The organism is Pseudomonas sp. GW821-FHT03A09, assembly GCF_059421065.1.
This window is the reverse complement of sequence record NZ_JBWKUX010000001.1, coordinates 468,641-480,685: the sequence shown is the minus strand read 5'-3', so window position 1 is coordinate 480,685 and position 12,045 is coordinate 468,641. Positions and strand designations below refer to the sequence as shown.

The following is a 12,045-nucleotide window of genomic DNA, read 5'->3' as shown; positions in this document are numbered from 1 at the left end:
TCAGGCAAACACCTGCAGGCTACGCGGCGGCAAGGCCACCCAGATGTCCTGGGCGCCCAGGCGCGGCATGGCTTCCGGCGCCAGCTCGGCCAGCAGTGGGTGGCCCGGCAGTTGCTCCAGCTCGAAGCTCATGCGGCAACGGTTGCCGAGGAAGGTGATCTCTCGGACCTTGGCCGGGAACAGGTTCTCTTCATGCACCGGTGGGTTGACGCTGATCGCTTCCGGGCGGCAGAACAGACGGCCGGACTTGGCCACGCCGGCATCGTCGGCCAGGCGCATGTTCATCCCGCCAACCTGGGCGTGGCTGGCGCTGTTGCGGCTGAACGGCAGCCAGTTGCCTTGGCCGACGAACTCCGCCACGAACGGCGTGGCCGGACGGTCGTAGATTTCCTGGGGCGTGGCGTATTGCTCAACCTTGCCGTTGTTCATCACGGCAATGCGGTCGGCCATCAACATGGCTTCATCCTGGTTGTGAGTGACCATCAACGTGGTGATGCCCAGGCGCCGTTGCAGTTGACGCAGCTCGGTACACAGATGCTCGCGCACACGGGCATCGAGGGCTGACATCGGCTCATCCAGCAACAGCAGCGAAGGTGCCGGCGCCAGCGCTCGTGCGAGGGCAACACGTTGCTGCTGACCACCGGACAGTTGGCCCGGGTATTTCTTTTCGCTGCCCACCAGCCCCACCAACTCCAGCATCTGGCCGACGCGCTTGCGCACCTCATCGCGACCGCTGCCGGTGAGGCCGTAGCCGATATTCGCTTCGACGGTCAGGTTGGGGAACAGCGCGTAGGACTGGAACAAAATCCCGTAGTCCCGCGCCTGGGGCGGCAGCAGGGACACATCGCGGTTACCCAGTCGCAGTTCCCCGCTGTCCTGGCGCTCCAGGCCGGCGATGCAGCGCAGCAAGGTGGTCTTGCCGCAACCGGACGGGCCGAGCAGGCACACCAGCTCGCCGGCGGCGACGTCCAGGGACACGTTGTCCAGCGCAGTAAAGGCGCCGAAGCGCTTCTGGATACCGCGCACGGTCATGGGCGCGCCGGGGTTGGTCAGGGCTGTGTTCATGGAAGGCACCTCATCAAACTGATGAAGGCCATGCTAGGCGGGCAATGCGTACCTCTTGTGGCAGAAAGGCAAAACGCGGCGATAGTGGTATTGGTGGATTTGTGTAGGACTTCAGTAGTGTGTTGTCGGGACGGGCCTCATCGCAGGCAAGCCAGCTCCCACATTTTGATTTGTGAACACAGTCAGATGTGGGAGCTGGCTTGCCTGCGATGGCGATTCAAAGGCCAAAACAGAACCTCAAATTGGCGACATCTCCTGTGCCAACCCAAGAAAAGCAGCCGGCAACCGTGCGCCCTTTCTTTCCTTGAGGCAGTACAAATACTCGGGAATCTGCGGCGCATTCTCGATGGTCAGCACACGCAATTGCGGGTCATGGGGCACTTCCTGGCGGGCAATGATGCTGATGCCGATGTTGCGCAGCACCGCCTCGCGGATCGATTCCCGGCTGCCGATTTCCAGCAGAGGGCCATAACTCACGCCCGCGCCTTGCAACATGTCTTCCGTCAGGCGCCGCGTAGTCGAACCCGCTTCGCGCATCAGCAAGGTATGCCCGGCCAACGCCGTCAGCGGCACGTGATCCAGCGCCGCCAGCGGATGATTACGATGCACCGCCAGCACCAATGGGTCAGTACCGAGCACGCGACGGATCAACCGCGGGTCTTCCAGCAGTTGGGAGGAAGCCGCGACGTCGACGCGGTAATCATCCAGCGCTTCAAGTACCTGTTGGGAATTGCCGATTTCCACCGACACCTCCACCTGCGGCAGGCGCTCGCGAAAGGCTTTGACCAGATCAAGTATGTAATACGGCGCCGTCGCGGCGATGCGCAGAGCGCCCTGGACCTGGCCGTTGTTGCGCAGGAAAAACTCGATATCCGCTTCCTGCTGCAACAGCGCCTTGACCATCGGCAGCAGGCGCGCGCCTTCGTCGCTGACGGTAAGCCGGCGTCCGCCACGATAGAACAGCTCAACGCCGTATTGGCTTTCCAGGTTTCGAATCTGGGTGGTGACGGTGGGCTGGCTCAGGCCGAGTTTTTTCGCCGCCTGGGTAATGCTGCCCAGGCGGGCGACCATGAAAAACGCCTTTAACTCGGCACTCAGCACACCACCCTCTCATTGTCTATTTGCGCAACAGGCGCAGACCATTGAATACCACCAGCAAGCTCACGCCCATGTCGGCAAACACCGCCATCCACATGGTGGCCATGCCCAGGAAGGTGACCGCGAGGAAGATCGCCTTGATCACCAGCGCCAGGGCGATGTTCTGCTTGAGGATACTCGACGTTTGCCGCGACAGACGAATGAATGCCGGAATCTTGCGCAAATCATCGTCCATCAACGCCACGTCGGCGGTCTCGATGGCCGTGTCGGTGCCCGCCGCCGCCATGGCAAAGCCGATTTCGGCACGGGCCAGGGCCGGGGCGTCGTTGATGCCGTCACCGACCATGCCCACGCGGTGGCCTTGGCCGTAGAGGGTTTCGATGGCATTGAGCTTGTCGGTAGGCAGCAGATCGCCCTTGGCTTGGTCGATGCCAACCTGGGTGCCAATCGCCTGGGCGGTGTGGGTGTTGTCACCGGTGAGCATCAGGGTTTTGATGCCCAGATCGTGCAGTTGCTGGATGGCTTCGCGGCTGCTGTCCTTGACGGTGTCGGCCACGGCGAACAGCGCCAGCGGGCCGGATTTGTCGAGCAACAGCACCACGGACTTGCCTTGTTTTTCCAGGGCGAAGAGTTTTTCTTCCAGGGCCGGCGAACACAGGCCGAGGTCTTCCACCAAACGGTGATTGCCCAGGTGATAGGTTTCCCCATTGATATCGCCACGCACACCGCGACCGGCCAGGGCCTCGAAGTTATCCACAGCGTGCATGGGCAGATTCTTATCCACAGCCGCATTGGCGATGGCCAGGGACACCGGGTGGTCGGAACGCCCAGCCAAACTGGCGGCCAGGGCCGGTGCGCTGTCCGCGATATTGGGGAACAGCGCCAGGTAGTCGGTTTGCACCGGTTTGCCATGGGTGATGGTGCCGGTCTTGTCCAGCGCCAGGTAATCAAGCTTGTAACCGCCCTCCAGGTACACGCCACCCTTGATCAGGATGCCTTTGCGCGCAGCCGCCGCCAAGCCGCTGACGATGGTCACTGGCGTGGAGATCACCAAGGCGCATGGGCAGGCAACCACCAGCAACACCAGGGCGCGGTAGATCCAGTCAAACCAGACGCCCGCCATGAACAACGGCGGGATGATCGCCACACCCAGGGCAAACAGGAACACGGCTGGGGTGTAGATCTTCGAGAAGCTGTCGACAAAACGCTGCGTCGGCGCCCGCGCGCCCTGAGCCTGTTCCACGGCGTGAATGATCCGCGCCAGGGTGGAGTTGTTGGCGGCGGCGGTGACTTTGTATTCCAGGGAGCCGGCCTGGTTGATCGTGCCGGCGAAGACTTTATCGCCCACGGTCTTTTCAATCGGCAGGCTTTCACCGGTGATCGGCGCCTGGTCGATGGTGGACTGGCCGGCAGTGACTTCACCGTCCAGGCCAATACGCTCGCCAGGTTTTACCCGAACGATAGCGCCAAGCTCGATGCTTTTAACCTCTTTTTCCAACCAGGAACCGTCGGCCTGCTGCACCGTGGCCTGCTCCGGCGTCATCTGCATCAAGCCGCTGATGGCGTTGCGGGCACGGTCCAGGGATTTGGCTTCGATCAACTCGGCCACGGTGAACAGGAACATCACCATCGCCGCTTCCGGCCACTGGCCAATCAGCACGGCGCCAGTCACGGCGATGCTCATCAGCGCGTTGATGTTCAAGTTCAGGTTCTTAAGCGCGATCCAGCCCTTTTTATAGGTGGTGAGGCCGCCGCTGAGGATCGACACTAACGCCACCAAGGCAATCACCCACGTGGGGGCAACGCCGGTGAAATGCAGTACTTCGGCGCCCAGTGCACCAATGCCGGATACCGCCAATGGCCACCAGTGTTTCTTGGCGGGAGGTGCGGCGGCAGGCGTGCCCTCTTCAATCGGGTCGGCCTGCATGCCCAGGGACTTGATCGCCTCAATGATCGGCGCAGTACTCGGCAGGTCATGGGTGACGCCAAGGATGCGGTTGATCAAGTTGAATTCCAGTTGCTGCACACCTGCGAGCTTACCCAGTTTGTTCTGGATCAGCGTCTGCTCGGTGGGGCAGTCCATGGCTTCGATGCGAAAAGTGCTCAAGCGCGAACCGGCGGTGGGTGCTTCACTCAACGTGACCACCGCAGGCGCAACTTTGCTGGAGCAGCAGGAGCCGCCATGGCTGGCGTGATCATGTGGCTTGACGGGCGTCAGTTTGGCGCCGTGGTCGTGGTTATGATCATTATCATGGTTATGCTCGTGATCGTGATCGTGCTTGTGATCATGCTTATTCGGGGTGTGGATGGAATCGCTCATTCTGTCGCGTCCGTAGAGGTGCCTGTTGCCAAGTAAAGACCCTGTAGCCACTATAGGGTCAAGCACCCATTTGGAGATTGCTGCAATGAAGATCGGCGAACTGGCCAAACTGACCGACTGTCAGGTGGAAACCATCCGTTACTACGAGAAGGAAGGCTTGCTGCCGCCCCCGGCACGCACCGACGCCAACTACCGCGTGTACACCCAGGCTCACACCGAACGGCTGATCTTTATCCGCAATTGCCGCAGCCTGGACATGACCCTGGAAGAAATCCGCAGCCTGCTCGGGTTACGGGATAGCCCCCAGGACCAATGCGAAAGTGTGAATGCGTTGATTGACGAGCACATCCATCACGTGAAGGCGCGGATCGATGGGCTGCTGGCGTTGCAGAAGCAGCTGTTGGACCTGCGTCAGCGTTGCGGCGGTGGGCCGGATCTGGATCAGTGCGGGATTCTGCAACGGCTGGAGGTCAGCGGGAGTGTGGCGGCCAGCGAGGCTGAGCCCTCGCATGTGGGCAGAAGCCACGGCCACTGATTCAAGTGAACACAAACCCAATGTGGGAGGGGGCTTGCCCCCGATTGCAGGGTGTCAACCAGCAAATATCTGACTGATACACCGCTATCGGGGGCAAGCCCCCTCCCACACAAGCCCACACCTTAAGACCGAGGCCGGCTTTAGATAGCCACGTCAGCCTTGATGCTTGGGTCGGCGTCATAACCCACGATTTCGAAATCTTCGAACTTGTAGTCGTAGATCGATGCAGGTTTGCGCTTGATCACCAGTTCCGGCAGCTTTTTCGGCGTACGTGCCAGCTGGGTGCGGATCTGTTCCATGTGGTTGCTGTAGGCGTGGGTGTCGCCGGTGGTGACGATGATCTCGTGGGGAATCAGGTCGCACTGCTGGGCCAGCATATGGGTCAGCAACGCCAGGGCGGCGGTGTTGTACGGCAGGCCCAGGAATACATCGGAGCTGCGGATATACAACTGCATCGACAGATGGCCGTCGTGCACGAACGCCTGGTACAGCAGGTGGCACGGCGGCAGCGCTTGCTTGCCGTTGCGCGCGTTTTCCTGGGGGCTCTTGGTTTCGTCCGGCAGATACTCGACGTTCCAGCCATGGAACAGGATGCGGCGGCTGTTGGGGTTGTTCTTCAACGTGTCGACCATGTAGTCGATCTGGTTGATCGTACCGCCGTCCTTGGTTGGCCAGGCGGTCCACTGCTCGCCGTACACCGGGCCCAGGTCGCCGTCTTCAGTGGCCCATTCGTCCCAGATACGCACGCCGTTTTCGTTGAGCCACTTGATGTTGGTGTTGCCGCTCAACATCCAGATCAGTTCATTGGCGATGCTTTTGAAATGAAGCTTCTTGGTGGTCAGCAGCGGGAAGCCGTCGGCCAAGTTATGCCGATACTGACGGGCAAACACGGCCTTGGTGCCGGTGCCGGTGCGATCGCCCTTGGTCAATCCATTGGTCACGACGTCGTTCAGCAGTTCGAGATATTGCTTCATGTTTTTACCCGTATCGTTGAAGCCGAGGCTGCCCAACCCTTCAAGCAGCCTCGGTATTCGAATTTAAAGCGCGGTGTTCTTGATGCCTTGCGGGCGATTGTAAGCCCACCACAGCAGGCCCAGGCCGGCGATGATCATCGGCAGGCTGAGAATCTGACCCATGGTCACCCAACCCCACGCCAGGTAGCCCAGCTGTGCATCCGGCACGCGGACGAACTCGACGACGAAGCGGAAGATCCCATAGAACAGCGCGAACATGCCGGAAACCGCCATGGTCGGACGGGGCTTGCGCGAGAAAATGTAGAGGATCAGGAACAGTGCCACACCTTCCAGGGCGAACTGGTAGAGCTGCGACGGATGGCGCGGCAATTGCGCCGGGTCGCTGAACGGTGGGAACACCATGGCCCATGGCACGTCGGTCGGCTTACCCCACAACTCGGCGTTGATGAAGTTACCGATGCGCCCGGCACCCAGGCCAATCGGCACGAACGGTGCGACGAAGTCCATCAACTGGAAGAAGGATTTGCCGTTGCGGCGGCCGAACCACCACGCGGCGATCATCACGCCGACAAAGCCACCGTGGAACGCCATGCCGCCTTTCCACACTTCGAAGATCAGCGTCGGGTTGGCAATGTAAGCCGGCAGATCGTAGAACAGCACATACCCGAGGCGCCCGCCGACGATCACCCCCATCGACATCCAGAACACCATGTCGGAGAGCTTCTCCTTGGTCCAGGTCGGGTCGAAACGGTTCAGGCGCCGAGAGGCCAGCAGCCAGGCACCGCCGATGCCGATCAGGTACATCAACCCGTACCAGTGGATTTGCAGCGGACCGATGGCCACGGCCACCGGGTTGATCTGCGGGTAAGGCAGCATTGCGACTCCTCGTTAAATCATTAGTCATGGCGCACCGGACCATGCCGGTGTGCGATTAAGCCTGCGTTACAGCCGCTATTTCAAATTAAGAAGTTCACACGCACCGAACCGCCAGGCATGTTAACGGATGGAAGGCGTGTGGCCCAACTTCGATACGATGGAACGCCCGACGTTGTGTGCGTAGAGTGGCAAAAAACACAAAGGGGATCACCTGATGTGCCTGATCGTTTTCGCCTGGCGGCCGGGCCACGCCCAACCGCTGATCGTCGCGGCCAACCGTGATGAGTTCTACGCCCGCCCCAGCCTGCCGTTGGCCCAGTGGCCAGATGCGCCTGATATCTACGCTGGCCGCGACCAGGAAGCCGGTGGCACCTGGCTTGGGGTAAACGCCGATGGGCGCTTTGCCGCCCTCACCAACATCCGCGACCCGCACCAGCCTCCGGCACGCAGGTCCCGTGGAGAACTGGTGGCGCGGTTTCTCAGCGGTTCGCTACCCATTGAGGAGTATTTAGTCGACGTTAACGGCCGTTCGATTGAATATGCCGGGTTCAACCTGTTGGTAGGCACGCAGCACGAGCTGTGGCATTACAACGCCAATCAAACCGAGCCTACGCGGCTGGGCCCTGGGGTTTATGGACTGTCCAATGCCGGGCTGGATACGCCATGGCCCAAATTGCTCAAAGCCAAGGCGGCCTTGCGCGAAGTGCTGGAAGATCCGCAGCCGGAGAGCCTATTGGGCATTTTGAGTGACCCACAAACCGCACCGTTTGCCGACTTGCCGGACACCGGCGTGGGGTTGGCCACGGAGAGTTTATTGTCGAGCGTGTTTATTGCCAGCCCCAGCTATGGGACACGGGCAAGTACGGCGCTGATTGTGAATGCCGACGGCACGCGGCGGATGGTGGAACGCAGTTTCGGGCCACATGGTGGACGGTTGGGAGAGGTATCACTGCAGATTTAGCGGTGCCTGAACCGGCGCTATCGCAGGCAAGCCAGCTCCCACATTTGAAATGCATTCCAATGTGGGAGCTGGCTTGCCTGCGATGGGCGCAACTCGGTCTAGAGGCTTTTTGCCGAGGCCGGGTTGATCATCCGCGTCAGCCCCAGATTCTTCAGCGCCAGTTGCAGCGAGCTGTGGATAACTTGCGGGTTGTCGATGGTCATCAACTCGGCCAGCAGCTCCTTGGCCATGCTCAGGTCAACCTGGCGCAACATCCACTTCACCTTCGGCAAGTTGGTGGCGTTCATCGACAGGCTGTCAAAGCCCATCGCCATCAACAGCACCGCCGCTGCCGGGTCACCGGCCATTTCACCGCAGATGCTCACCGGTTTGCCTTCGGCATGGGCGTCACGCACCACGTGCTGCAGCGCTTGCAGCACTGCCGGGTGCAGGTAGTCGTAAAGGTCGGCAACCCGCGGATTGTTACGGTCCACAGCCAACAGGTACTGGGTCAGGTCGTTGGAACCCACCGACAGGAAGTCCACCTGCCGCGCCAGCTCCTTGGCCTGGTACACCGCTGCCGGGATCTCGATCATCACGCCAATCGGCGGCATGGGTACGTCGGAACCTTCGTCGCGCACTTCGCCCCAGGCACGGTGAATCAGGTGCAGTGCCTCTTCCAGCTCATGGGTGCCGGAGATCATCGGCAGCAGGATGCGCAGGTTGTTCAGGCCTTCGCTGGCCTTGAGCATGGCGCGGGTCTGCACGAGGAAAATTTCAGGGTGGTCGAGGGTGACGCGAATGCCGCGCCAGCCGAGGAAGGGGTTGTCTTCCTTGATAGGGAAATACGACAGTGACTTGTCGCCGCCGATGTCCAGGCTGCGCATCGTCACCGGCAACGGATGGAAGGCCTGCAGTTGCTCGCGATAAATCGCCAGCTGCTCCTTCTCACTCGGGAAACGCTGGTTGATCATGAACGGCACTTCGGTGCGGTACAGCCCCACGCCCTCGGCGCCACGCTGTTGCGCACGGGCCACGTCGGCCAACAGGCCAGTGTTGACCAGCAACGGCACGCGATGACCGTCAAGGGTCACGCACGGCAGCTCGCGTAATGAATCGAGGCCCAGCGCCAGTTGTTTCTCTTCTTCCACCACCTCGCCGTATTGCTTGCGCAACACTTCGCTGGGGTTGGTGAAGACTTCACCGCGATGGCCATCGACGATCATGTCAATGCCGTCGACCTTGGCGTAAGGCAGGTCCACCAGCCCCATCACCGTCGGGATACCCATGGCCCGGGCCAGGATCGCAACGTGGGAGTTGCCCGAACCGAGTACCGAGACCAGGCCCACCAGCTTGCCTTCCGGCACTTCGCCGAGCTGGGTCGCCGTCAGTTCCTCACTGACCAGAATGGTGTTATCGGGGAAAACCATATTGGTGCTGCGGTCTTCCTGCAGATAAGCCAGCAGCCGCCGGCCGAGGTCGCGCACATCCGAGGCACGCTCGCGCAGGTAGTCGTCATCCATCATTTCGAAGCGGTTGACGTGATCGGTGACCACCTGGCGCAACGCGCCCTGGGCCCACTGGCCGGTCTTGATCACGTTCTTGACTTCGTTACCCAGGGACGCGTCGTCGAGCATCATCTGGTACACGTCAAACAGTGCGCGCTCTTCGGGGCGCAGTTGGGTCGCCAGTTTGGCCGACAGGTTGCGCATGTCGGCGCGCACGCCTTCCAGGGCGGTCTTGAACAGTTTGATTTCGGCGTCAATGTCTTTGACGGGCTTGTCCGGCACCACGTCCAGATCGGCCGGCGGCAGCATGACCACTGCCGTACCGACAGCCGCGCCCGGCGAACCCGGCACGCCGACGAACTTGGCTTCCTGGATGCCCTTGCCCTCGCGGCCCAGGCCGCGAATCGAGCCGGTGGCCTCGGCGTGAGCGATAACCCCGGCGAGCTGCGCGCTCATGGTCACGAGGAAGGCTTCTTCGCCCTCATCGAACTGGCGGCGCTCTTTTTGCTGGATGACCAACACGCCAACGACGCGGCGGTGGTGAATGATCGGTGCACCGAGGAACGAGGCGTAGCGCTCTTCACCGGTTTCGGCGAAGTAGCGGTAACGCGGGTGATCGGCCGCGTTTTCAAGGTTGAGGGGTTCTTCACGCGTCCCCACCAGGCCCACCAGACCTTCATTGGGCGCCATGCTGACCTTGCCGATGGAGCGCTTGTTCAAGCCTTCGGTGGCCATCAGCACAAACCGGTTGGTCTCGGGGTCCAGCAGGTAAACCGAGCAGACCTGGCTGCCCATGGCTTCCTTGACGCGCAACACAATAATCCCCAACGCCGCCTTGAGATCCTTGGCGGAGTTAACTTCCTGGACGATCTTGCGCAGCGTATTGAGCATGGCTCGGGGTCGAACTCCGTCGTCAGTCGCGCGCTAAAAGGCGCGGGGCAAGCTCTTTGAGAGCGCGACGATAAACCTCGCGCTTGAATGTCACCACCTGGCCCAACGGGTACCAATAGCTGACCCAACGCCAGCCATCGAACTCCGGTTTACCGGTCAAATCCATCCGCACCCGCTGCTCGTTGGAGATCAGGCGCAGGAGAAACCATTTCTGCTTCTGGCCGATGCACAGCGGTTGGCTGTGGGTACGCACCAGGCGTTGCGGCAAACGATAGCGCAACCAGCCACGGGTGCAGGCCAGAATTTGCACATCTTCGCGCTCAAGGCCGACTTCTTCATTCAACTCACGGTACAAGGCGTCTTCAGGGGTTTCGTCGGGGTTGATCCCGCCTTGAGGAAACTGCCAGGCATCTTGGTTGATTCGGCGAGCCCATAGCACCTGTCCGGCATCATTCGTAAGAATAATCCCGACATTAGGACGGAAACCATCGGGGTCGATCACGGCAACAACCTCGCAAACGCATGTCGCCGCATTGTTCCACAAAGGTTGTTCCAGCGGCAACGAGGCTTCTTACCTTATGTGCACTCTTGTGAAAAGACCGTATTCTGGACGCCTTTTTACAGACTTTTCAGCGAGTAACTGCAATGCGCCTGGCTTTATTCGACTTGGACAACACTCTCCTCGGCGGTGACAGCGATCACGCTTGGGGCGATTACCTGTGTGAACGCGGGATTCTCGACCCGGTGGCCTACAAGGCCCGCAACGACGAGTTCTACCAGGACTACCTGGCCGGCAAGCTCGACAACGCCGCCTACCTGAATTTCAGCCTGGAAATCCTCGGCCGTACCGACATGGCCCAGTTGGACGAATGGCATAACGACTTCATGCGCGACTGCATCGACGCACTGATGCTGCCACACGCCGCAGAACTGCTGGCCAAACACCGCGCCGCCGGCGACAAGCTGGTGATCATCACCGCCACCAACCGTTTCGTCACCGCGCCGATTGCCGCACGCCTTGGCGTTGAAACCCTGATCGCCACTGAATGCGAGATGGAAAATGGCCGCTACACCGGGCGCAGCACCGATATTCCGTGCTTTCGCGAAGGCAAGGTGACGCGCTTGAACCGCTGGCTGGAAGAAACCGGGCATAGCCTGGAAGACAGCTACTTTTATAGCGACTCGATGAATGATTTGCCGCTGCTGGAGCAGGTGACCCACCCGGTGGCGGTGGACCCGGATCCGAATTTGCGGGCTGAGGCCGAAAAACGGGGTTGGCCGGTGATTACACTGCGCAGCTGAGTGCGCCATCGCAGGCAAGCCAGCTCCCACATTTTGATGTGCGAACACAGTCAAAGGTGGGAGCTGGCTTGCCTGCGATGCAGTCGACGCGGTCTAAAGCCTTAAACCGGCTTGGCGCCCATCAACCCGGCAATCGCCACAAACCCCACCAGACTGACCACCGCCAGCACCAGGGTGAAGTTCAGGCTACCGCCCTCGCCTTTGCGCAGGCGATTAAGCCGCGCCACCAGCCAGAACCAGGCCAGCGCCGCCACGGTGTAGAGAATGCTGGAACCCAGGATCCAGGTCTGCCCCAGTGGCCAGCCGATCAGGTGCACCAGCCACCAGCCGGTAAACGGCATGCTCACCAGGCAAATGCCCATCAGCAGCCAAATGAACGCCCACGGGCGTTGCACGGTCGCCGCCGGGCCGGCGCTGCGTTTGCGCCAGGCCAATACCGCCAGCCCGAGGCCGCTGAGCAGCAACAACACGGTGGCGGTGATGTGGATAACCTTGAGGGTGGTCAGCGTTTCCATGGTTTCGATTCCTTAAAGGCC

The 12,045-nt window shown here is 60.8% G+C and carries 11 protein-coding genes; 3 read left to right on the top strand and 8 right to left on the bottom strand.

All coding sequences use genetic code 11. The annotated features are described in order from the left end of the window. From AC07V4_RS02260 to AC07V4_RS02250, 3 genes are all read right to left on the bottom strand, one after another. A complete protein-coding gene (locus tag AC07V4_RS02260; RefSeq protein WP_178920007.1) occupies nucleotides 1–1,065 on the bottom strand; it encodes a putative 2-aminoethylphosphonate ABC transporter ATP-binding protein in 1,065 nt (354 codons plus the stop codon). 237 nt (nucleotides 1,066–1,302) lie between these two features. Continuing rightward, nucleotides 1,303–2,166: a LysR family transcriptional regulator gene (locus AC07V4_RS02255; RefSeq protein ID WP_492634991.1), complete on the bottom strand. Its 864-nt coding sequence runs from the start codon at nucleotides 2,164–2,166 to the stop codon at nucleotides 1,303–1,305. Between the two features lie 16 nt (nucleotides 2,167–2,182). Then, a complete protein-coding gene (locus AC07V4_RS02250; RefSeq protein ID WP_492634992.1) occupies nucleotides 2,183–4,483 on the bottom strand; it encodes a heavy metal translocating P-type ATPase in 2,301 nt (766 codons plus the stop codon). An 85-nt stretch (nucleotides 4,484–4,568) separates the two neighbouring features. On the opposite strand from AC07V4_RS02250, the gene cadR reads away from it, so the two are divergent. Further along, a complete protein-coding gene (gene cadR, locus AC07V4_RS02245) occupies nucleotides 4,569–5,018 on the top strand; it encodes a Cd(II)/Pb(II)-responsive transcriptional regulator (RefSeq protein ID WP_176999723.1) in 450 nt (149 codons plus the stop codon). Nucleotides 5,019–5,158: 140 nt separating this feature from the next. Here the strand turns inward: cadR and AC07V4_RS02240 are convergent, their stop codons facing one another. Next, nucleotides 5,159–5,992 carry a thymidylate synthase gene (locus tag AC07V4_RS02240; protein WP_431753659.1) on the bottom strand — a complete coding sequence of 278 codons (834 nt, stop codon included), beginning with the start codon at nucleotides 5,990–5,992 and terminating at the stop codon, nucleotides 5,159–5,161. Nucleotides 5,993–6,055: 63 nt separating this feature from the next. Then, the gene (gene lgt / locus AC07V4_RS02235; RefSeq protein ID WP_492634993.1) at nucleotides 6,056–6,868 is read right to left on the bottom strand and encodes a prolipoprotein diacylglyceryl transferase; all 813 of its coding nucleotides are present in this window, start codon (nucleotides 6,866–6,868) and stop codon (nucleotides 6,056–6,058) included. A gap of 214 nt (nucleotides 6,869–7,082) precedes the next feature. Here lgt and AC07V4_RS02230 point away from each other — a divergent pair, with 214 nt between their 5' ends. Further along, nucleotides 7,083–7,829, top strand: a complete 747-nt coding sequence (locus AC07V4_RS02230) for an NRDE family protein (RefSeq protein ID WP_492634994.1) — start codon at nucleotides 7,083–7,085, stop codon at nucleotides 7,827–7,829. Nucleotides 7,830–7,927: 98 nt separating this feature from the next. Here AC07V4_RS02230 and ptsP read toward each other — a convergent pair whose 3' ends face one another. Both ptsP and AC07V4_RS02220 read right to left on the bottom strand, forming a co-directional pair. Then, entirely contained in the window at nucleotides 7,928–10,207 is a 2,280-nt protein-coding gene (gene ptsP / locus AC07V4_RS02225; protein WP_492634995.1) for a phosphoenolpyruvate--protein phosphotransferase, read from the bottom strand. Between the two features lie 22 nt (nucleotides 10,208–10,229). Beyond that, entirely contained in the window at nucleotides 10,230–10,709 is a 480-nt protein-coding gene (locus tag AC07V4_RS02220; RefSeq protein ID WP_003176750.1) for an RNA pyrophosphohydrolase, read from the bottom strand. A 143-nt stretch (nucleotides 10,710–10,852) separates the two neighbouring features. Here AC07V4_RS02220 and AC07V4_RS02215 point away from each other — a divergent pair, with 143 nt between their 5' ends. Then, nucleotides 10,853–11,509, top strand: coding sequence for a histidinol-phosphatase (locus AC07V4_RS02215; RefSeq protein WP_492634996.1), 657 nt, complete (start codon nucleotides 10,853–10,855; stop codon nucleotides 11,507–11,509). Nucleotides 11,510–11,610: 101 nt separating this feature from the next. On the opposite strand, the gene AC07V4_RS02210 is transcribed toward AC07V4_RS02215, so the two are convergent. Then, complete coding sequence (locus tag AC07V4_RS02210) at nucleotides 11,611–12,024, bottom strand: DUF2269 family protein (protein WP_431750247.1); 414 nt, start codon at nucleotides 12,022–12,024, stop codon at nucleotides 11,611–11,613. Between the last annotated feature and the right edge of the window lie 21 nt (nucleotides 12,025–12,045).